We start from the raw sequence: 22,790 nt of genomic DNA, 5'->3' as shown, positions 1-22,790 counted from the left end.
GGAGGACGCCCCGATGGCCACCCGCAAGCGTGCCACCAATTCCAGCCAGGACGATCTCTTCAATCCCGAGGTCGAGCTGTTACTGCCCCCTCGCCTTGCCGTAGACGGCAAGGTGCTGGGAAGCCCCGTGCGTCAGTTGGCGGTTCCAGCGCACCGCGTGCGCTGCAAACTACGTCCTTTCGCGATCCGCCGTGTCACCGGCTATGAGGCCTCCCTCAAATCGGGCGAGACGCTGAAGATCATCAGTGCGAAGACGGCAACACCATTGGAGGCCGATCTCATTCTCCTGGTGCCCGGCGCAACCGAGGCTGTGCAAATCGCCGAAGCGCTGGAACTGGGCGAAGGCCGATGGGTCAACGTGTTGCCGGCCAATATCGCCACGCTGGATCGTGCCGAGCGTACCGATCGACTGGCTGCCGTCTCCGCCTCCTGGACGGACGCGGTTTACTTGCGCGAAGGACGTGCCGCCGAGACTGGCGAGCCGGCGCGACCGGGTTTGCGGCGTCCTCAGATCGGCGCGCTTCACGCCGCGCTGGCCCACGCAACCCGGTCAACCGATCCGGCAACCGTGGTCATGCCGACCGGCACGGGCAAGACCGAGACCATGCTCGCGCTCAACGCCCATCAGAACTTCGAGCGGCTGCTGGTGGTGGTGCCGACCGATGCCTTGCGCGAGCAGATCGCTGGTAAGTTCGAGACCTTCGGCGTTCTCAGGGAACAGCAATGCCTCGCCGACGCAGCAGCCTTTCCGCTTGTCATGCGGCTGTCCCATATTCCGACGAGCCCGGCGGAGGTCGATGAAATCTTCGACAGCGCCAATGTCGTCGTCACCACGATGCAGATCGCCGGGCGCGCGGACGCGCCCATTCAGGAGCAGATGGCAGCGCGCGCTTCGGCGCTCTTCATCGACGAGGCGCATCATATCGGCGCCCCGACCTGGGCTCGCTTCCGTGGCCTCTTTATCGATCGGGAACCGCCGCTACCCATCGTCCAGTTCACGGCCACCCCCTTCCGTGAGGACGGCCGGCGCGTCGATGGCGAATTCATCTACACATATCCGCTCAAAAAGGCGCAGACCGAAGGCTATTTCAAACCGATCCGTTTCGAGGCTGTGTTCGGGCTCGACCAGGCCGATGCCGACCTGGCCATTGCCGAGAAGCTCGGCGAGGTTCTGCAGGGCGATCTGGACGCAGGCCTGAATCACCTCGCTATGGCACGCTGCCAGACGATTGACCGCGCCAAGGACCTCCACCAGCTCTACAGCGCGATGTTCCCGGAATTCCGGCCGGTTATCGTTCACAGCCAGCAGTCTATCCGCGAGCGCCGCGCCAACCTCGCCGCGCTGAGGCGCTTCGACAGCCGGGTTATCATCTGCGTCGATATGCTGGGCGAAGGTTTCGATCTCCCGGAGCTGAAGATCGCGGGCCTACATGATCCGCACAAGAGCATCGCCGTCACCATCCAGTTCGTCGGCCGCTTCACCCGGCAAGATCCGCGCCTGGGCGATGCCACCGTCATCGCTAATACTGGCGTGGACGACATCGACCGGTCGCTTGCAAAGCTATACGCGGAGGACGCCGATTGGAATGCGCTGGTTGAAGCGCTCAGTACCGCAAAAATCGACCGGCAGGTTCGGCGCGCCGAAATGTTCAAGGGCTTCGTCGGCGACCTCAGCGACATCCCTCTTCAGACACTCGAACCGAAGATGAACGCCGTGGTTTATCGGACGTCGTGCGACGCCTGGGAACCGCTCCGGGCCGAAGATCTATACAATCCCGGCGTCTATCTCGGCATGAAGATCAACCCGCACCAACGCGTTGCCATCTTCGTCACGCGCTCTGAGGAGCAGGCCGGCTGGACAACCGCGCAACACGCAACCAACGTCATCTGGGACCTGCACATGATGCACTGGGATCCCGACCGACAGCTTCTTTATATCAGCAGTTCGGCCAAAGGCCCCTACGACCGGCTCGCCAAAGCCATCTGTGGCGACACGGCGCGCCGCGTCGAAGGCGAGGAAGTCTTCCGCAGCCTGCACGGGTTCAACCGCCTCATCTTGCGCAATCTTGGCCTGACCCATCATCAGGGCCGCGGCGTTCGCTACTCCATGTATATGGGCGTCGATGTCGCCGACGGTCTCGATACCGCCAAGTCGCAGTCCCGCATCAAGAACAATGTCTTCGCCACCGGCTTCCTGGATGGGGTGCCGGCCTCGCGCGGCTGTTCGGCCAAAGGCAAATTCTGGTCGATCTCTCCAGTTCGCGATCTCACCGACTGGGTCGAATGGTGCGCCGATATCGGCCGGGCTGTGAATGATCCGGGGATCACCACCGACGGTGTGTTCAAGAGTGCAATGCGGCCCCGCCAGATCAATGAACGGCCGACCGTGCCGCCCGTCGCCATCCATTGGCCGGAGTCGCTGCTCACGCAGATCGAGGACCGTGTAGAGATCAGTTTCGGCGACCGGGCCGTGCCATTTGCCGAATGTGACATCGAACTGCTCGATCATGAACGTACCGGACCGCTGCGCTTCTCGGTACGGAGCGATGTTGATGTCGCTGAGTTCGAAATCGTGTTCGCCGAGGGCGGCGCCCGCTATCCCCAGCGATCGGGAGCGAAAACGACCATCAAGGTTGGCGGCAAAGTGAAGACCTTGTCGGAATCGTTTGGCGAGGATTCCCCGCAGATCGATTTCGGGGACGGATCACTGCTGATCTACAGCCACCTCTACGCCTTGCCAGATGGTGTTGCCGTCGCCCCCTACCCCTCGGACCAGATCGAGGTCTGGGACTGGTCCCGGACAAATATCCGGGCTGAGGCGCAGGGACCTGAAAAGCGCGCAGACTCTGTGCAACGGCGGGTGATCGACGTGCTGCTCGCTGACGGGGAGGCCTATGACCTCGTCTTTGACGACGACGGCGCCGGCGAAATCGCCGACGTCGTCACCCTTCGCGTGACGGAAGGTCTTGTGCAGGTAACCCTGCATCACTGCAAATATTCCAGCGCGGACGCGCCCGGAGCCCGCGTCAAGGATCTCTACGAGGTCTGCGGCCAAGCCCAAAAATCTGCCCGATGGCGCGATCGTCCCAACCGCATGTTTACGCACATGCTGAAGCGAGAGAAGCTGCGTCTGGATAAAGGCCAGACTTCGCGCTTCGAGCAAGGGACGGCGGCGTTTCTCAAAAAGCTGAAAGCGAGCTGGCAGGACTATCGCTACGAGTTCGACGTCAGGATCGTGCAACCTGGCCTCTCCCGCGCAGCCGTCACCGAAGAAGGCTTGCACCTGTTAGCCGGAGTCGAGACGTATCTGCTGGAAACCCGAGCGATGAAGTTGCGGATTATCGGCAGCGCGTGATCTCCCGGCAAGCCTTCAGCCTCCGGTGCTCCGTTCGACATGAGGGGCGATCGTCGCCCTTCCCCGATCAGCCAGGATCAGCGCCGGGAAGGATCGGGTCGGCTGGTCTGGGATCAATCGGCATCGCCACAGTCGTCGCCGCCAACATATCCCCGCCATTCATTATCGAAGGGGCAATCGCCATTGGTCGCCCGTCGCCATTGGTCGGTGCTGCACGGGCAGTCATCGGGGTCTGGCGCAGGCCCATTGCGGAAAGATCGAGAACGAGTGGTTGCAGCAGCCTGCGCGTTGCCTCGCCGCCCCGCGACAACACATCGATGAAATCTTCCTGATTGGGCTGTCCAAGAGCCAGACGATAAATCATGCGCTGCTCTCGAAGTTGGGCAAAGCGCGCGACATCCCTTCCAAAGGGACGCTCGAAAACATGACGGCTGATTTCGGCGCCATCGAGCACCCACCATGGACGAAGGCCGCTCGCATCGACGGAACGCTCCGCATGTCTCTGCACGCATCGCCAAGGTGAGCCTTCCGCCATCGTAGAATCCCTCAGCACTTCGTCTCGCAATGTTGCCGCAAGCCGGCGTCGGACAGCCAAACCAGCATAGCGCTGGATGCGCCCTTCACGTTGCTCGAGATCGAGCGGATTGGACGAGAGATCCCAATGAACCACATGCGAACACCACGGGTGAAAATCCAGGCCCTCCTGCCCAACGGATGTCGTCGCCAGGACGTGCGGCCAGAAAGGCGTGTTGAAACTCCTGCGAACTTCATCGGGTCGGGCTGGAGCGGTTTGTGCCGCGCCGCCCTCCACCTTGACGACAGGCTCGGTCTCGGCATCGCCAAACGGCACGGCGACATGGCAACGAACAGGGATCTTGTGCGGCGCCCCGCCAATTCCGTGAAAGCTGAAGCTGCCCGCGCGTAGCCCGAGCGACGATTGCAAATCCTTGGTGAGACCCGCGACGCCTTCATGGAGGTTTTGAGCGCGTAGCCAGCAATGCTCGTCAAGAACACTCTCGAAGCCACCATCCACGACCGCGCTCATGACTTGCTCGACCGCGCTCTTCCCCGACAACGATGACAGGATCACCGGATTGTCGAGATAGGCGCGCAGTCCCTGCCAACTGAGTTGGACCAGCTCCGGATAGCGTGCCGGGTCAAGGATCGTCGGGTCATGCCGCAGCAACGCCCGGCCGAGCGCGACGCCCGGCGCCCCAATCGCATAATCCACGAGGTCTGAAAGCTCGATTGGGGACAGCCGGTCGATCGGCTGCGCCTGACGCCACTTCCGGACAGCGGACTGCGCGGCACGGTCGTCACCGATCGCGCTGCTCCAGCCCGCGACGGACAGGTCGGCAACATCTGCCATCCGTTCGATCGCCGCCAGCGTCCTTGCAATCGACCTGTGCCGTCGCCTGGCCTTCACGGTATCCCGCTCAATGATGCCTTTGGGCAAAGCGGCGAGAATCTGCCGCCGAACCTCCTTGCGAACGGCGCCGATCGTCGTCCCGGCCTTCACGAGCGGGTCCGTATTGCGGATCAGCCATGGTGACGGATGGAACGCCGCCATCACGGGACCGGGGACGGCCGCCAACTTGAAGCGCCGCCGTCGGTACGCCTTCTCATAGCCGCCATGCTTCTTGGGAAGGCAGTGCGCCTCCACACCAAAACTCAGGAGTGCCGCCACGCTGGGCGGGGTTGCCCGAAAGCGACTGAACATTAGGAGTTTGGGATCAGCCGTAGTGCTTTTCCAACCACCGTCGAGCGGCCACCAAGGGAACGATGGCGCCACCCAGGGAAGCGACAGCAGCTTCGGCGGAGCGACGCTGCTGAGCGCCCGGAGCTTCGCGTCGGGCCATGCGGCTGGCGCATCGAGTTTGTTGCGACGATCGCGCGTCATCCGCGTGAGCTTCGGCGCTGCCTTGATCTTAGCGCGCTTCCAGGCCGCATAGCGAGGACCAAGGGCCTGTGCGGGCAGTGGAACCGAGGACCAATATGGTAGCGCCTCATAACGCATCTGCACGGAGAAACTCTCCACAAGATGCCGATAGACCTGAAAATCCTCGGGCGACGGGTCCGCATCAAGAAATTGCGTTGCCGCGAGCGGATCGGCCAGCGCCACACTGTCCCGCTCTGTCCGCGACATTACCGGGGTCAATAATGTGCGAAGCTCATCCCTGATCCTGGCAGCGTCCGCCACGTCACGCTCCAACTCAGGATGGCTCGCATCGGAATGCGCCGCGATGTCTCGCAGCTTGTCACCGAAATCGGAAAAGAGCGTCCTCGCCCGTTCACGAACGACGGGGCCGGCAAGGAACTCGATCAGTTCCAGGAGTTCCGCATGGGCAAGCGTGCCGCGCGCCTCCTCCCAGCGTGTGCTCAGAAGCCGATAAGGCGTCGCGCTGAGCAGGAGGATCGCCGGCGGAGCAACGGAGCCTTCAGGTTCCAGAAGCGCCTGAAGAAGCGGATCGGTGGCCTTTTCATCGAGAATCTGCCGGTAGCGCTGAAACTCGTCGAGAACGACCAGATCGGGCGGCTGATGGCGCAACGTCGCCAGCGCAAGGGCGCGCCGGAGGCGACCAACGAAGGTGGTCGGTTTGAGGGGATGGATCTTTCGGCTCGCATCACCATGAACCGCCAAATCAAGCATCGCGCGCACCGGCTCACCGAATTCTGCCGCCAGGGCCTCACGAAACCGCTGGCGGAGGTGCGACGGCGAAACCGCGAATTTGGCTTCCGCGTCCTTGACGGCCCAGTCCCACGAACCTCGCGCGCTGAGCCGCAATATGGCCGGATCAAGATCGCGGGCGAATGCGGGATAGGTCTGTTCGAGCAGCACCTTGAGGAATGCTCGCTCTTCCTTGCGTCCTCCCGTGAGGCGCGCACGCGCTCCTGGAAAGGAGGTCGCTGGGGTCAGCGCGTAGATCAGAACGGGATTGTCCGGCCGCTTGGTGATCGCGATCAGCGAGAGTCGGTCCGGTGTCGCGGTTGCGGCCTTGCGTTGTGAATCGCCCAGGAACCCAACGACGCGCCCCTTGTTCTGATGCGAGACCGCATGGCCGTTGGCGATGTAATAGATCACCAAAGGCCGGGAGCCGTCCCCGGACATGCGGCGAGCCAATTCCTTCGCCACGACCGTCTTTCCGAGACCGACTTCATCAGCCACAAGAAAACGGCGGCGGCCCATCTGGTCCGTGAAGGCCGCAAGCGCCGCATTCACGGCGGCTTCCTGAAAAGGCTTGGGCACGCTCATTGGCGTCCGCCTTTGATTGCAGACGCGCCGAGCCCGCTTCGAAGCTTGCCCCACAACGCATCGAAGCGCCTCAACATCTCCCCTGTTGGCGGGTCTTCCTGTCCAGCCTGCTCAAGTACGGCCGGCAGATATTGAGAGACCCGTCGCTCAATCTCGCTGAATTTGCTCGGGTCGCGCGCCCATGCCGCCAGCATCTCTTCCAAGGTCGGCAGCGAGGTGTCGGCCGCCGGATTCGCTGCCAAACCAGCCCGTTCCTGCGTTTCGTCACTCGTCCAGTCGCCCTCACCCTGCCGATCGTCATCGGCGAGCAATCCAGCCACCCAGAGGAGGAACCCTCTGGCGCCAAGAAAGCGCACGAATGCGGCGCGGTCGCGATCCTCTCCGAATGGTGGCTCGGCAGGCGCACGTTGCAGCCACGAAAGCCCCTTGTCTCCACGACTGACTCGCAAGCGCACGAACTCGCTTTGCTCCGCGGCGGCAACAGGCCCCAGAAGCATGTCGGTTTGCTGTGCCGGCCAGACCAGAAGCTCGCCATGAAGCGCGCCCACTTCCAGCACGATGTCGGCTTCGTCAGGATGCGGTCCGCCGGGATGGAGATCGGAGTGATGGGTGAGGCGCATCCCTTCATCGTCGACGCTGAGTTCTGCCGCCCAGCGCGCCGCCACTTGGGCGCGCGCCCGTTCAAGCGCCTCCTCCTCCAGGGCCGCCGCGTCGGGCGAATACTCCATGCCGGGGACGGCTACAGGACGGGCCGAACCGAGAAGCGCCCTCAGACCTTTCTCGACCGGCTCGGAAACCGCCAGCTCGGCCGTCACCTCGGCGTTGCGCCCGGTCCAGGCCCGCAGCGTTGCGTTCGCGCTGCCCAGCCAAAGCGTCCGCTTGCGCCCGGACCGCATGAACAACAGCTTGGCATGAAGGCCGCGCCCGACTTCCTCCTCCTCATCGTCAGCCGCGCCAGCATCGACCGCCAGCGCCGCAGGCTGTGATGCAGGTTCGGGATCGCCAATGGGATAGTCGGGCGCATCGAGTGCGAGCAAATCGTCGAATACCGCCAGTGACGGACCGACCCGTTCGATCTCCCGCATTGTCGTCAGCAGTACGCTTCGTGACGGTTTCGTTCCCTTCGGTGTCTGTCTGGCAAGAAAGTTCTTGTCGACAAAGGGGCTCACCACGACAACCTCGTCCGTCCCCGGTGGCGGGACAGGAACGACCTGATCTCCCGTCCCGGCCGACCAGCGAATCCGCTCAACGCGCACGCCTGCTGGCGCCCGCCAGGCCACCTTCGCAATCGTCGCCGCAAGGGAAGCGGAACGCGCGCCTTTCAGCTCGGCCTTCTCGGCCAGTCCGCGCGCCAGATCTTCCGCACCAGGGATCCGAGCACCACCTTTGCCACCAGAAACAAGCAGCAGCCCAATGTCGCGATTTACGCATTCGGTCAGGTTCCGGCTGCCGACCCAAAGCCGCCAGCCGATCTCGCCGTCCGCGCCGCACGTTCGCACCAGAGCGGCCTTGGGGTGCCAGCTATGTGTTGCCTCATCGAAATCGACTTCGCGAACGAACTGATCCAGCACGGCAGCGATGCGCGGGGTACGCCGCATTCTTGCGAGACGGCCGCGCTGGATCACAATGCGCACTTTCCCGCGCAACCTCTCGACCGCATCGGCGAAATCGGACGGAGTGCCACGGCCAGCGTCGGTGTCCTTGCCCGCCAGCGCGAGCAAAGTGGCGCCGATCGATCCCAGATCCGCCGAATAGGACGCCAGCAAGGCGAGCTCGACGCTTTCATCGGGGCCGGGACGCAACCCCTCCAGGAACGAGAGCGCCGGCCAGCTTTCGACCACCTCGCTCATTCGGGGTCCGCCAGATCTTCGAGGAGCGTACTGACTTGCCCCCATCTATAGTGGAGCGGCCCAGCGAGGCCATGTTCATCGCTCGACCATTCGAGGCGCCGATCTCGTCCATTAACAGTCAAAGCAAGCCGTGCGCGCGGCCCCTTGCGGGCTTCAGCCGCGGCGTAGACGTCGAAGAGCGGGGCGGGATTTCCCGATCTGGATGCTATCCAGTCCTTCGTGGCCGTCAGAACAGCACGCAACCTCGACGGCAGCGCGCCAATGTCCGTCTCAAGCGCATCGACATCGAGCTTGGCCGCGATGGAACCGTGCTCTTCGATGATCGCGACGAGATGGTCACGATGTCGGGTCGATATCTCCCGCTTGTCGCCGGTCTCGACGACACGCTCCAGAAGCGCGTCATAGATGGCCCGGCCTACACCCGCGAGACTTGCGGCCTGCCGTGCCCTGGCAAGCGCGGCCTGATCGGGACCGGCGACCGCGCTAACCTCGGCTCCCCACATCCCCGATGGCGCCGCAGCCTCGGTACGCGCCAGTCTCGCGAGCAGGGACAGCTCATGACTACCATCGCGACGCAACTGTGCGAGATGCTCGCGCAGAAAAGCCGCTTCTGCGGCCGCCATCCGAAGTGTGATGTGGCCGCCACGCCAATTATCCGGTCGATCGAGGAGTGGCACGAACGGCGGGTCGAAACTGACAAGCGGATGACCATCGTCATCGGTCGCCGCTCCGGCGCTCTTCAACAGCCGATGCGCCTGTGCTCGCGAAATAGTCCGCCCATCAATGCGGGGACGCAATATGCCCCAGACCGCAAGCGCATTCCAATACACGGTCGATGGCGGTTGGCTCGACGGCTTGGGAAACACACGTCCCCCGATCACCTGGGATTCGCCCGCGTCCTTAAGCCGGCCCGCAAGCTCCCTTTCGCGTTCGCGCAGAGCACGCACGGCGGCCGGTCCCGTCAGGCCTGCCAGATCCTCGAACAGCCAAGGCACGAAGAGCGCATAGCGGGCACGCGTGTGCAGCACCGATGTACCCGGGAAGAAGCGGTCGGCATAACGCTGATGGATCGTCAGGAAGCCGATCTCATCGCGCACGCCCATGGATTCTTCGTCCATTTGCGCCTTGGCGCGCGCCAGCGCCTCCCGCGACAGATAGGTCCATCCCAACGCAGGTTCGATAGACGGGCTGCGTCTGGTGCGGGATGGTTTTGCCGATTGTCGCATGACCATCAGCTCCACAAGGCGGACAATGGCGCTGCGGCCAATTTGTCGCCGAAGGGCACGAGATCGGTGCTATCGTAGAGCACGACGCCGTAGGCGAACCGGTCCTTGCACGCTTCGGCCAAGGTCCGCAGCCCGGCAAAGTCGCTGGACTTTACCGTCGCTGACGCCTTGACCTCGATCCCCACGATCATGCCGTCGTCGCGTTCCAGCACAATATCCACCTCGTGCATCTGCTGATCGCGAAAATGATATGGCGTAAGCCGTAAGTCGGACGCATCCATGAGCTTCAGGACTTCGGCAAACACGAAGCTTTCCAGAAGCGCGCCGAATACGCCGCGGTCCGCCTTCACCCGATCGAACGTCAACCCGCGCGCCGTGGCGAGAAGGCCGGAATCGAGGAAATGCAGCTTCGGCGTCTTGGCGATCCGCTTCAGCGCGTTTGTGTACCAAGGCTGCAATGTCGAGACGAGGAAGACCTGCTCCAGCAGCGCCACATAGCGCTGTCCCGTCTTGTGGCTGACATTGATGCTGGAGCCGAACTGCGAGTAGTTGACCAACTGCCCCGAATGCTCCGCCAGCAGGCGAACGAATTTCGGCAGCTCGGTCAGCTTCTCGATCTCGGCGATGTCTCTGAGATCACGGGTCAGAACCGACGTCAGATAGGACCGCGCCCAATCCTGCCGCCGCCGTTCACTGTCACGGCTGATCGCCTCGGGAAAGCCTCCGAACAGGGCGAGTTGGATGAGGTCATCGCCAACAATCGCCCCACGGTCCCCCTGAAGTTTCCCCGCGAACAAACGCTCCAGAAAGGTCGGCGCCTGGCCTGTTATTTCCGCCCGGGCCAGCGGCAGCATTCGAATGGTTTCCATTCGACCCGCCAGGCTGTCGGCAACTCGCGGCAAGGTAAGTACATTGGCCGAGCCGGTCAGGAGGAAGCGGCCGGGGCGATAGTCCTCGTCCACTGTCTTCTTGATCGCCAGCAGCAGATCGGGCGCGCGCTGAATCTCATCGATGATCGCGCGATCCAGACCACGAATGAAACCGGCCGGATCGGACTGCGCAGCGTCGAGCACCGTCTGATCGTCGAGCGTGATATAGCTCCGGCCCTCCTCCCCCATCTTCCGGACAAGCGTGGTCTTGCCCGCCCGGCGAGGTCCTACGATCAGGACCACCGGGGTGTCTGAAAGGGCTTCCTCCACCCGATGCTCGACGAGCCGTTCGTACATGCCTGTTTCCGATTCTTTGACGACTGGAACTATGATGCATGATAATTGGAAGTCAATGACCCGTAGATTGGAAATGGTAGCGCAGTGATCCGGGAATGGGTGAAGGGGGAAGGCCTTCCCCTGCGGCCGAGCCCTTGGTCTCGTCCGACCCCTTCTGCGGGGGATCCCCGCAACGCCCCCTGTAGAGTGAGAGAGTGGCCGGATCGTCCGTGACGGGTTGAGGACCGGGAGAGAGGCTTCCGGCGCCCGTCATGGAGTTTCGTCCCATGAATATGCAGGTTCTGGAAGCCCGTCGCGACGTAAGCGGCGGCTACAAGGTCGATGTCACCCGTGGCCAGCGCGTCGGCCGCGTCTCGTCCGAATGGTTCTCGCGCCCTGACGACGAGCGCTATCTGTCCCTGTCGGATCTGGCACGCACGGTTCGCGGGCGCTCCGAACGCAGCCGCACACGCGTAGTCGAGAGCGAACTGATCCATGTCGAAGCCAGCCGCTCCGATCCCGAGCGCCTGGCGCTGACCCTGCCCGGCGCCGATGCCCCCATCGCGCCGACGCACTGGAGCTTCGGCCAGCTTGCCAGCCTGGTTGGAGCACCGGCCGCCTATCTACGTCAGCTTCCCGCCGCGCTTGCCGGAATCAACCTGCAATATGGTCTGTCTTCGCACCGGGCCGAGCAGATCAAAACCTTCGAGATCGAGGACGGACGGGTCGAGCTGCGCGCCGTGACCGGACCCGATTACGGCAGGATTCATGACTACGAACTGGTGGAGGCCGTACAGCGCATCGCGGGCAACGGCACGGGTGACACGCGCTGGAAGGTCCCCGGCGTGCTCGACTGGTCAAGCGGGATCTACAATCCCAACGTCGATATCTCGAAGGATACCACCACGCTCTACGCCTCCGATCGCGACGTCTTTCTCTTTCTTGTCGACGATCTGAACCCGATTGAAGCCGGCCGCCTGCCGGACGGATCGCCCGATCTCTACTTCCGGGGATTTTATGCCTGGAACAGCGAAGTGGGCGCGAAAACCCTTGGGATTGCGTCCTTTTATCTCCGAGCGGTATGCCAGAATCGAAATTTGTGGGGCGTCGAGGATTTCGAGGAAATCACCATTCGCCACAGCAAATACGCCGCCTCGCGCTTCGCCCATGAGGCGGCTCCGGCACTGCTGAACTTCGCTAACTCGTCGCCCATGCCCTTCGTCAACGGCATCAAGGCGGCCCGCGAACGGATCGTGGCCAAGACCGACGAAGACCGCACGAACTTCCTGCGCCGCCGCGGCTTCTCGAAAGCGGAAACCGGAAAGATCATCGATACGGTGCTGGCCGAGGAAGGTCGTCCGCCCCAGTCGATCTTCGATTTCGTTCAGGGCATCACCGCGCTCGCGCGCACCAAGCCTCATCAGGACGCTCGCCTCGATATGGAGGCCAAGGCGAAGAAACTCCTGGACCGGGCAGCCTGAACCTCGCGAAGCCGGAAATCCTGTTCTCCGTATTTCCGGCTGCGTGCATCTCCGTCTCCACGTTTTTCCGGTACGGCGGCGCTGCTCCCTTCAGAGGAAGAGGGCGGCGCTTCGCTTCGTGACGGGTTTCGGGTCGAGAGAGAGGCTCTCGGCGCCCGTCGCGGAGTAACTCACATGGCAACTGCCGTTCAGAAGATCATCCTGTCGTCGTCGCGCGACGTTCCCTTCAACAAGCTCGTACTTAGCCAGTCCAATGTCCGGCGCGTGAAGGCCGGCGTTTCGCTCGAGGAGTTGGCCGAGTCCATCGCCCGTCGCGGCCTCATCCAGAGCCTCCACGTCCGGCCGGTTCTCGATGCCGACGGAGCCGAGACCGGCATGTTCGAGGTGCCCGCCGGCGGCCGCCGTTATCGTGCGCTCGAACTGCTGGTGAAGCAGAAGCGCCTCGCCAAGACCGCACCGGTCCCCTGCGTCGTCGGCGACCCGAACAGCGACGTGACCATTGATGAAGTGTCGCTCGTCGAGAACATCGACCGTGCGCCGCTCCATCCCCTCGACCAGTTCCGCGCTTTCCAGGCCATGCGCGACAAAGGCATGACCGAGGAGGCCATCGCCGCTGCCTTCTTCGTCGGCGTCAACGTCGTGAAACAACGCCTGCGCCTCGTCTCCGTTTCGCCGGTGTTACTGGAGATCTATGCCGATGACGGCATGACGCTCGAACAGCTCATGGCTTTCACCATCTCGCAGGACCATGCCCGCCAGGAACAGGTCTGGGATGCCGTCAAGGACAGTTGGCAGAAGGAACCGTACCAGATCCGCCGCATGCTGACGGAGACTTCGGTACGCGCGTCCGACAAGCGGGCGATCTTCGTCGGCATCGAGGCCTATGAGGCAGCCGGCGGCATCGCCCTGCGTGACCTGTTCCAGTCCGATGATGGCGGCTGGCTTCAAGATGTTGGGTTGCTCGACCGCCTGGTAAGCGAGAAGCTCAAGATCGTTGCCGACGAGATCGCGGGCGAAGGCTGGAAGTGGGTCGAGGCCGCCTTGAGTTTCCCCTATGGCCACGAGCACGGGCTTCGTGCGTTGACCGGGACCACGGTCGATCTGACCGACGACGAAGGCACCACCCGCGAAGCTCTGCGAGACGAATATGACCGGCTCGAAGCCGAATATGCGGAAGCCGACGAACTGCCCGAGGAGATCGATGCGCGCCTTGGCGAGATCGAACAGGCGCTCGACGCCTTCGAACAGCGCCCAACGATCTACGATCCAGCCGACATCGCCATCGCTGGCGTCTTCGTCAGCCTCGACTCAGACGGCTCGCTCTCCGTCGATCGCGGCTATGTCCGTCCCGAGGACGAGCGACCGGTCGAAGATGCCGACCACGACACGTTGGATGAAGAGGTCGATCCCGAAACCGGTGAAATCCGGTCGCCTGCGATCCAGCGCGCGGTCATCACCATCGGCGGCCAGGTTGCGGAACCGGAAGACGACGAAGACGACGGCGTCAAGCCGCTACCCGAACGCCTCGTCATCGAGCTGACCGCGCACCGCACCCTGGCGCTGCGCAATGCCGTTGCGGAACATCCCGATGTCGCCATGACCATGCTGCTGCACAAGCTGGTCAGCGACACCTTCCTGCGTACCGCGCCAACCGGCTGCCTGGAGGCGAGCGTCCGCCATGTCTTCTTCTCTGCTCAGTCGGAGGACCTGAAGGCCAGCATACCGGCACGTGAGGTGACCGAGCGGCATGAACGATGGGGCGATCATGTTCCCGCCGACGATCAGGCTCTGTGGGACTGGTTGACCCATCTCGACGACGGGACGCGGCTCGATCTGCTCGCCCATTGCGTCAGCTTCGGCGTGAACGCGCTGTTCGAGCGGCCGAACCCACACAGCGGATCGAGTGTCAGCCAGCATGGCCTGGATGTGCGCCTCTCGCAGGCCGACCGGCTTGCGCGGGCCACCGGCCTCGAAATGGTTGCGGCAGGCTGGCGGCCGACCGTCGGCAACTATCTCGGCCGCGTCACCAAGCCCCGCATCCTCGAAGCCGTTCGCGAGGGCGCCGGCGAACGGGCCGCCCAGCTCATCGAGCATCTCAAGAAGGGCGACATGGCCAAGGAGGCCGAGCGCCTGCTGGCCGACACCGGTTGGCTCCCCGAACCGCTGCGCCTGGTCGAGCAGGGCGAGCCGGCGACGGACGGCGACGGCGACGATGCGCTCCCTGCCTTCCTCGACGACGAGGATGAGCTGTCGGAAGAAGAGGATGAAGCCCTGCACGCCATCGCCGCCGAATAGCACACCGACGCGGGGCGGCATCAACCGTCCCGCCCCTTCCCACTTTTTTTCCTTCAGCCCGGCGACCTGCGCCGGGCGTTTTCGTTTCAGGAGCTCACCATGGCTGACTACTTCACGCATTTCTCGTGCCTGCTCGATGTTGGTACGTCCGAGAACGCTGCTGGCGCGCTCGATCTCTACAACAAGCTCTCAGAAGAAGGCGCATCGGAAGATCCACCCTCCGACGGCTTCCTCCTTTCTATCCAGCCTGAACATGGCGGCCCGCAGCTTTGGATGCGCGACGACGAAACGGGCGACCCCGAACGCCTGATCCAATTCGTGAAGCTCTGCGCCGCCCAATTCAGCCTGACGGGCCGTTGGGGATTCCAATATGCAAACACCTGCTCGAAGCCCCGGCTCGACGGCTTCGGCGGCGGCGCGCACGTTCTCGATCTCGCCACCGGTGAAACGCTGGATTGGACCTACACCGACGGCTGGCTCGCCGAAACGCTGTCCAACGAGGGGGACCAGATATGAGCATCCCCTCTTTCGCCCGGATCAACTTCCAAACCCTGCTGCGCGCAGCAGCGGACGGCAATCTCGCGCTCATGGAGTGCCTCGACGCCCAATCCGGCAACCGGCGCTATGTGATCTGTGCGGTGGGTCGAGACAACGGCGATTACGTCTTCACGCCCTTCGGTCATCTCGCCGACGGGAACCCCCACGACGCCTATCTTCCGCCAGCCCCCGACGATCCTGCGACCTTCCTGCGCCCTGATACACAGGGAGAGGCGTCATGACCGATGTCGAAACAATCTTCGCGGACGATCGCACACGTCCGCCACCGGAACGGTCGCTGCCGTGGCCGGAAACTTCTGGCGGTGTCACCGTCATCATCGAGCCAAAGCCTCACTGGGCGGGCGACCTTCGCGCGTTCCGGCTCGATGCCAAGGAATACTGCACCTATTCCGATTGGACCGAAAACGGCGCCCGAGCCCGCTTCTTCGGGCACGTCGATACGAGCGGCGACACGGTGATGCGCAGGGCGCGTGCCGTGCTCGCCCGTGAGATCGCCGACGGACTCTGGAACTGAGCCTTCACAGCGCCTCGCCTCATGGCCGGGCGCTGTTTTCATGTCGCGGTCGCGACGCGGAGAGGAAGAGGGCCGCCGGGACGAGATGAGGCCGGGCGGTCGAGAGAGAGCGCCATCCGGGCTTTCCCGTTCCCGCTCTCCCGAAAGCTCATCCCATGAACATCGCATCTCCCGTCGCCGCTGCAGCCGCACCCACCGTTCTGGCCGCCGCGCATCGTCTTCTCGACCATCTCGAACGTGGGCAGCGCATCGACGCCACCTTGCTGCGCGGCGCGATGGAATCCGCGTTCGACGCTTCCGACTCAACTGGCGTCTGGGATTGGAAGACGGCCTATGACGCCTGCGAAGCGGCGACCGTCCTGTTTCTGCGCAAATACGGAAAGGCGCTTTTCCGTAAAGCAGCATCTCCGCCTGCACGACTTTCCGCTATCGGAAGGATTGCAGGTCTCCTGCCGACGCATACGCGCCGCTCCGAGCAGAGCCAGGCGCTACAACAATTCTCGACGCCTGCTCCGCTCGGCCTCGCCGCCGTCACCGCCGCCGACATAACGGCAAACGACGTCGTCCTGGAACCTTCTGCCGGCACGGGCCTGCTCGCGGTCCTTGCCGAAATCTCCGGCGCCACGCTGCTGCTCAATGAATTGGCCGAGACCAGGGCCAATATCCTCGCCTCGCTCTTTCCGGCCATCGCCGTCACGCGCTTCGACGCGGCCCAAATAGACGATCATCTGGGTCACACCGCGGTCCCCAGCGTTGTGCTGATGAACCCGCCATTCTCGGCAATGGCGAACGTCTCGGGCCGCATGGCCGATGCCTGCTACCGCCATGTTGCCTCGGCGCTTGCTCGCCTCGCGCCCGGCGGTCGTCTGGTAACGATCACCGGCGCGAACTTCGCGCCCGATGCCCCCGACTGGCGCGACGCCTTCATTCGCTTGCAGTCGCGCAGCCGCGTCGCCTTCACGGCCGCGATCGATGGTTCCGTCTATGCAAAACACGGCACCACGTTTCCGACGCGGATCACCGTCATCGACAAGCAGCCCGCCGACGATCCGACCATTTTTCCGACCTCGCCCGGCAGGGCGCCGGACATCGCCACGCTGCTCGGCTGGATTGCGGCGCAGATTCCGCCGCGACCTGTCGCAGCCATGCCGACTTGCAACGCGACGGCGTCCATCACCGCACCACGCACTGTTCGTGGCTACCTCGCCCGCTCGACCGCCGCACGTCCCGCCATGGCTGCCGTCGATCCCGAGGGCGTCGAACTCGCCTATGAAACCATGGACTGGACGCCGCCGGACGGCGCACGGCTAACCGACGCCATCTATGAGGAATACGGATTGCAGTCGATCCGTATTCCCGGCTCCCAGGCGCATCCCACCAAGCTGGTGCAGTCAGCGGCGATGGCGAGCGTTGCGCCGCCGAAGCCGAGCTATCGGCCGATGCTGCCGGCAAACATCCACGACCTTCTGTCCGATGCCCAGATCGAGACGGTAATCTATGCTGGCGAGGCGCATGGCGAGTATCTCGCCGGATCGTGGTCGATCGATGAGACCTTCGATGTCGTTCGGGCCGCGCCCGCCGACGCCGAGCACTCCGTCCGCTTCCGTCGTGGCTTCATGCTTGGCGACGGGACCGGTGCGGGCAAAGGCCGTCAGTCGGCCGGTATCATCCTCGACAATTGGCTGCGCGGACGCCGCAAGGCCGTCTGGATCAGCAAGTCGGACAAGCTGATCGAGGACGCGCAGCGTGATTGGTCCGCGCTCGGCATGGAGCGCCTGCTGGTCACACCGCTTTCGCGCTTCCCCCAAGGCAAGCCGGTCACGCTCTTGGAAGGCGTCCTATTTACAACCTACGCCACGCTACGCTCCGACGACCGTGGCGAGAAGGTTTCGCGCGTCCGGCAGATCGTCGAATGGTTGGGCTCCGACTTCGACGGAGTGATCATTTTCGACGAAAGCCACGCGATGCAGAACGCCGGAGGCGGTAAAGGAGAACGAGGCGACGTCGCTCCCTCGCAACAGGGGCGCGCCGGCCTACGCCTGCAACATGCGCTTCCCAATGCCCGCGTTGTTTATGTCTCGGCCACCGGCGCCACCACCGTCCACAATCTCGCCTATGCCCAGCGGCTCGGCCTCTGGGGCGGCGAGGATTTCCCGTTCGCCACCCGCGCCGAATTCGTGGAGGCGATCGAAGACGGCGGCGTCGCGGCCATGGAGGTTCTGGCGCGCGATCTTCGGTCGCTTGGCCTCTATACGGCGCGGTCCTTGTCCTACGACGGCGTGGAATATGAACTGGTCGAGCACCAGCTCACCGACGAGCAGCGCCGCATCTACGACGCCTATGCCGGAGCTTTTCAAGTCATACACAACCACCTCGACGCAGCGATGGAGGCGGCGAATATCACCGGCAGCGACGGCACGCTGAACCGCCAGGCCAAGTCCGCCGCCCGCAGCGCTTTCGAGCAGGCAAAGCAGCGCTTCTTCGGGCATCTTCTGACCAGCATGAAGACGCCGACCCTGATACGGTCCATCGACCGCGATCTGGAGCAGGGCCACGCCGCCGTCGTCCAGATCGTGTCCACCGGCGAAGCCCTGATGGAACGGCGCCTGGCCGAGATCCCCACCGAGGAATGGAACGACGTCAGGGTGGACATTACTCCTCGCGAGTATGTGCTGTCGTACTTGCAGACCGGCTTCCCGGTGCAGCTCTATGAGCCCTTCACCGACGGCGAAGGCAACCTCTCCTCGCGGCCAGTGTTTCGCAACGGCCAACCGGTCGAGAGCCGGGAAGCTGTTGCCCGGCGTGACGAGCTGATCGAACATCTCGCATCGCTGCCGCCAGTGCCTGGCGCGCTCGACCAGATCGTCCAGCGCTTCGGCACCGACATGGTGGCAGAAGTAACGGGCCGTTCCCGCCGCATCGTTCGCAAGGGCGACCGCCTCGTTGTCGAGAACCGCGCCCCCTCCGCCAATCTCGCCGAAACCGCCGCGTTCATGGACGACCTGAAGCGCGTCCTGGTCTTCTCGGACGCGGGCGGCACCGGCCGCAGCTATCATGCCGAACTCTCAGCAAAGAACCAACGCCTGCGCGTCCACTATCTGCTCGAACCGGGTTGGAAGGCCGACGCCGCCATTCAGGGGCTCGGGCGCACCAACCGCACGAACCAGGCACAGCCGCCACTCTTCCGCCCGATCGCAACGGATGTGAAGGCCGAAAAGCGCTTCCTCTCGACCATCGCGCGGCGGCTCGACACGCTCGGCGCAATCACGCGAGGACAACGGCAGACCGGTGGCCAGGGCCTGTTCCGGCCGGAGGACAATCTTGAATCTCCCTATGCGCGCGGCGCGCTCCGCCAGCTCTATGTGCTGATCGTGCGCGGCAAGATCGACGGCTGCTCGCTGGAACGGTTCGAGTCCTCCACCGGTCTGAAGCTGATGGACATGAACGGTATCAAGGACGAACTGCCGCCGATCACCACGTTCCTGAACCGTCTGCTGGCGCTGACCATCGAGCTTCAGGGCATCCTCTTCACCGCCTTCGAGCAACTGCTCGATGCCAAGGTCCAAGGCGCCATCGCCAGCGGCATATATGATATCGGGCTGGAGACATTGACGGCGGAGAGCTTCGTCGTCACCGACCGGAAGACCATCTACACCCATCCCGCGACGGGTGCTCAAACGCGGCTCCTTACGATCACCGAACGTCGTCGCAATCGCCCGATGACACTGACGGACGCCCTTGCCCATGTAGAAGATGACCACGGCAGGCTGCTGGTGAACGCCAAATCCGGCCGCGCTGCCGTGCAGGTGGCCGCCCCTTCGCTCATGCTTGATGACGGCGAGATCGAACGCCGTGTCCGGCTGATCCGGCCGATGGAACACACCCACGCTCCGCTGAAGATGATGGCAGAGAGCCATTGGCAGGAAGCTGATCATGCCAGCTTCGCAGCCGCATGGCAGCGGGAGGTGCTAGAGACACCACCCTTCGCCGACAGCACTATCCATATCGTCGCCGGGCTCCTCCTGCCGGTGTGGAAACGCCTGCCGAACGAGTCGACGCGGGTCTATCGGCTCCAGACCGATAACGGCGAGCGCGTCATTGGCCGCCGTGTCTCTCCGGCATGGGCGGCAAACGCCGCGTCGACCGGCAGAGCCAGCCTCACGGCGGACGACGCCTATACAGCGTTGGTCGATGGGCGGACCATACTTGATCTGGCCGAGGGCCTCCAGCTTCGCCGCGTCCGCGTCATGGGCGCGAACCGCATCGAACTCTCCGGCTTCGCCGAAACGATGCGCGAACGCCTGCGGGCCTACGGCCTCTTCACCGAGATCATCTCCTGGTCACTGCGGTTCTTCGTTCCGGTCGACAGCACGGGACCGACCGTGCTCGGCAAGTTGCTCGACACCTACCCCATCGATCGTATCTCCGAACGGGAGGCAGCCTAATGGTTTCGTCAAGCTGCATTTTTGAAGTTTTGGCTGAATGGCATTCTGGTCTGGAGGATTGCCCATACGACGTTTACGCGACGGCGTGCGAGGGCGATGACGGCTTGATTGTGACGCTTTCCCTCGGCACGTTTCCGATCGTAGAAGGCTCGGCTTTCCGGGTCTGCGAGAGCGTTGAAGGCGGATTGGAAGAAGACACGCTTGAGGGTCTTGTTGCCGCCTGTGGATCGTCGGACGGTTCTGGATTTTCCGGACTGGCGCAGGACCGGAGTGAGGCCGGCTGCGGCTGCAAGCGCATCGGCCGAACGGAAGCGGCGGGTGGAACCGACGCAGGCGATGAAGTCTGCCGTGAGCACGGCCCCCATCCCTGGCAGGCTAAGGATGAGGGCCGCGTCAGGGTGGCTTTCAAGAAGCGCTTGGAGATCGCCGTCGATACGGTCGCGCTGGGCGCGGGCTGCCAGCGCCTCGCCGGCAAGGTCCTGGACCAGCTTGGCCCGGGTTTGCGCGCCTGGCACGTTGATGGTTTGAGCTTTGGCCAGAGCAATGGCGTCCTGAGCCATGGACTGGGCATCCCGCATGCGGGGATAGACCTTCGTCAGCGCGCGGACGAGATGATGCGGCCTGGCGCCGCGCAGCTCGTGCGGAGCGGCGAAAAGGCTCAGGAAGACGAGGCCGGCCTTTGTCTTCACGTCGATGCGCCTTTCCAGCGCGGGAAAGAGCGAGGAGAGAAGATCACGCAGGCGCGCAAGGCGTCGGGTTTGATCGACAACGACTTCGCGGCGCCGACCGACGAGCAAGCGAATGTCGACATCGATCTCGGTCTCGATCTCGACCGGCCGCAGGTCGGTGCGGGTTCGCGCGAGATCGGCGATGGTTGCCGCATCGCGAGGATCGGACTTGTTCTCTCCGCCGCGCATACCCTGCCGCGCGCGGTTGACCGCCAGGCCAGGTGTATGAACGATCCGCATGCCAGCTTCGGCCAGCATCGCGCACAACAGCGTGGCACAGCCGCCCAGCAGGTCGAGGGCGACGGTTATACTTTCGGCGTTCAGCACGGACAGTTCGCCGATCAGCGCCGCGATTCCTTCCGGATCGTTCCTGACGGCATGGCTGAAGACAGGCCTTGCGTCCGCGCCGATCACGCAGGCCCAATGAATGTCCTTGGCGGCATCGACGCCAACGTAGAAGTGCATGGCTTCCTCCCTGAAGGGTCCTCCTTAAATTGGCAACCTTCCCACGCCGTCCTCGCCCTACACAGCGATCAATCGCAGAGCCTAATCAGCGGTCGGGTCAGGTGTGGAGACCGGGCGGATCTGCCTCCCGAGCCATCAAGGGCGGCCAGCATGATAGCCATACCCAGTCTCCTGCCTTCCAACATCCTCGGACATAAAAGCCGTCCGGCAAAGGAAGATGTTGAAACGCTTTTCATTGGTAGGGCTGCGTGATGGCGCGTCACGACGCTTCCGATCTTGCCCACCGTCTCAGCCGTCAGGCCGAAGCGGTGTGCCGCCACTATCTCTCGGCAGGCCGCAAACAGGGCAACTACTGGCAGGTTGGCGATGCCCGCAACAATCCCGGGCGATCCATGTTCGTGCGGCTGAAGGACTCGCCCAAGGGGCTTGCCGGTAAATTCACCGACGCGGCGACGGGCGAACACGGCGATCTACTCGACGTGATACGGGAAGCACTCGGCCTCATCGACTTCGCAGATGTTGCCGAAGAGGCTCGCAGCTTTCTGAGCATCCCGCATCCCGAACCAGAGCCCGCACAAAAGCGGCACGCAACAGCGCCGGCGCCGTCAGGCTCAGCCGAAGCGGCACGGCGGCTGTTCGCCATATCGCAGCCAATCGGTGGCACACTCGTGGAAACGTATCTCCGCAATCGCGGCATTACGGCTTTGCACGGAACCGGAAACTTACGCTTCCATCCGCGCTGCTACTATAAACCCGACGAGCACAGCCCGACCGAGACCTGGCCGGCCATGGTCGCCGCCGTCACCGACCTCGCCGACAGGATTACCGGCACGCATCGGACCTGGCTCGCGCCCGACGGCTCAGGCAAGGCGCCGATCGACGTCCAGCGCAAGGCGATGGGCGACCTTCTTGGGCATGCGGTCCGCTTCGGGCTCTCCGGTGACGTGCTGGCGGCCGGCGAAGGGATCGAAAGCGTGCTATCGGCTCGTGAGGTCATGCCCGGCATGTCGGCGGCAGCGGCACTCTCCGCGGCGCACCTAGCTGCCATCCAGTTCCACGACCCACTGCGCCGGCTCTATGTCGTCCGCGACAATGATCGCGCCGGGGACGGTGCGCGGAACACGCTGATCGAACGGGCAAACGCGGTGGGGATTGAGGCGATTGCCCTGTCACCCATGCTCGGGGACTTCAATGAAGATCTCCGCACGTTCGGCCGTGACGCACTGATGGCGCATATCCGGGTGCAACTCGTCCCGCAGGACGTCGCCCGCTTCATGCTCCTGGCAGCGTAGCCTGGAACAGGGAAGCGATAACGGTGCTCCGTCATCGTGCCCGTCCGGATGCGTTCATCCATCGGAAGATGAACCGCGCCTCGGCCTTTGAGAGGGCGATCGGCCCACAGCCGGTGCGGCCCG

The 22,790-nt window shown here is 63.7% G+C and carries 13 protein-coding genes; 8 read left to right on the top strand and 5 right to left on the bottom strand.

Annotated features, from left to right (window positions below; all coding sequences use genetic code 11):
• Positions 1-13: 13 nt before the first annotated feature.
• Positions 14-3,355 carry a DEAD/DEAH box helicase gene (locus STARVERO_RS14945; protein ID WP_159599712.1) on the top strand — a complete coding sequence of 1,114 codons (3,342 nt, stop codon included), beginning with the start codon at positions 14-16 and terminating at the stop codon, positions 3,353-3,355.
• A gap of 67 nt (positions 3,356-3,422) precedes the next feature.
• Here the strand turns inward: STARVERO_RS14945 and STARVERO_RS14940 are convergent, their stop codons facing one another.
• From STARVERO_RS14940 to STARVERO_RS14925, 4 genes are all read right to left on the bottom strand, one after another.
• Complete coding sequence (locus STARVERO_RS14940; protein ID WP_159599710.1) at positions 3,423-6,608, bottom strand: C-terminal helicase domain-containing protein; 3,186 nt, start codon at positions 6,606-6,608, stop codon at positions 3,423-3,425.
• On the bottom strand, positions 6,605-8,458 hold the full coding sequence (locus STARVERO_RS14935) for a phospholipase D family protein (RefSeq protein WP_159599708.1): 1,854 nt from the start codon (positions 8,456-8,458) through the stop codon (positions 6,605-6,607). The genes STARVERO_RS14940 and STARVERO_RS14935 overlap by 4 nt, the downstream gene beginning before the upstream one ends.
• Complete coding sequence (locus STARVERO_RS14930; RefSeq protein WP_244616778.1) at positions 8,455-9,627, bottom strand: DUF6361 family protein; 1,173 nt, start codon at positions 9,625-9,627, stop codon at positions 8,455-8,457. The genes STARVERO_RS14935 and STARVERO_RS14930 overlap by 4 nt, the downstream gene beginning before the upstream one ends.
• A 62-nt stretch (positions 9,628-9,689) precedes the next feature.
• A complete protein-coding gene (locus STARVERO_RS14925) occupies positions 9,690-10,910 on the bottom strand; it encodes an ATP-binding protein (protein ID WP_021240085.1) in 1,221 nt (406 codons plus the stop codon).
• Positions 10,911-11,176: 266 nt separating this feature from the next.
• Between STARVERO_RS14925 and STARVERO_RS14920 the strand changes: the two genes are divergently transcribed.
• From STARVERO_RS14920 to STARVERO_RS14895, 6 genes are all read left to right on the top strand, one after another.
• Positions 11,177-12,370: a DUF932 domain-containing protein gene (locus tag STARVERO_RS14920; RefSeq protein ID WP_159599704.1), complete on the top strand. Its 1,194-nt coding sequence runs from the start codon at positions 11,177-11,179 to the stop codon at positions 12,368-12,370.
• Positions 12,371-12,544: 174 nt separating this feature from the next.
• Complete coding sequence (locus STARVERO_RS14915; RefSeq protein WP_021240083.1) at positions 12,545-14,665, top strand: ParB/RepB/Spo0J family partition protein; 2,121 nt, start codon at positions 12,545-12,547, stop codon at positions 14,663-14,665.
• A 99-nt stretch (positions 14,666-14,764) separates the two neighbouring features.
• Positions 14,765-15,181 carry a hypothetical protein gene (locus STARVERO_RS14910; RefSeq protein WP_021240082.1) on the top strand — a complete coding sequence of 139 codons (417 nt, stop codon included), beginning with the start codon at positions 14,765-14,767 and terminating at the stop codon, positions 15,179-15,181.
• Positions 15,178-15,444: a DUF6117 family protein gene (locus STARVERO_RS14905; protein WP_021240081.1), complete on the top strand. Its 267-nt coding sequence runs from the start codon at positions 15,178-15,180 to the stop codon at positions 15,442-15,444. The genes STARVERO_RS14910 and STARVERO_RS14905 overlap by 4 nt, the downstream gene beginning before the upstream one ends.
• Entirely contained in the window at positions 15,441-15,737 is a 297-nt protein-coding gene (locus STARVERO_RS14900; RefSeq protein ID WP_021240080.1) for a hypothetical protein, read from the top strand. Before STARVERO_RS14905 ends, STARVERO_RS14900 begins: the two co-directional genes overlap by 4 nt.
• A 155-nt stretch (positions 15,738-15,892) precedes the next feature.
• Positions 15,893-20,182 (top strand): strawberry notch-like NTP hydrolase domain-containing protein, encoded by a 4,290-nt coding sequence (locus tag STARVERO_RS14895; RefSeq protein WP_159599702.1) that lies wholly within the window; start codon positions 15,893-15,895, stop codon positions 20,180-20,182.
• Between the two features lie 8 nt (positions 20,183-20,190).
• On the opposite strand, the gene STARVERO_RS14890 is transcribed toward STARVERO_RS14895, so the two are convergent.
• Positions 20,191-21,375, bottom strand: a complete 1,185-nt coding sequence (locus STARVERO_RS14890; RefSeq protein ID WP_159599700.1) for an IS110 family RNA-guided transposase — start codon at positions 21,373-21,375, stop codon at positions 20,191-20,193.
• Positions 21,376-21,626: 251 nt separating this feature from the next.
• On the opposite strand from STARVERO_RS14890, the gene STARVERO_RS14885 reads away from it, so the two are divergent.
• Positions 21,627-22,667: a DUF7146 domain-containing protein gene (locus tag STARVERO_RS14885; protein WP_021240078.1), complete on the top strand. Its 1,041-nt coding sequence runs from the start codon at positions 21,627-21,629 to the stop codon at positions 22,665-22,667.
• The last annotated feature ends 123 nt before the right edge of the window (positions 22,668-22,790 follow it).

It is taken from the genome of Starkeya nomas (assembly GCF_902703545.1).
Classification (GTDB): domain Bacteria; phylum Pseudomonadota; class Alphaproteobacteria; order Rhizobiales; family Xanthobacteraceae; genus Ancylobacter; species Ancylobacter moscoviensis.
This window is presented reverse-complemented; position numbering and strand designations above follow the sequence as displayed.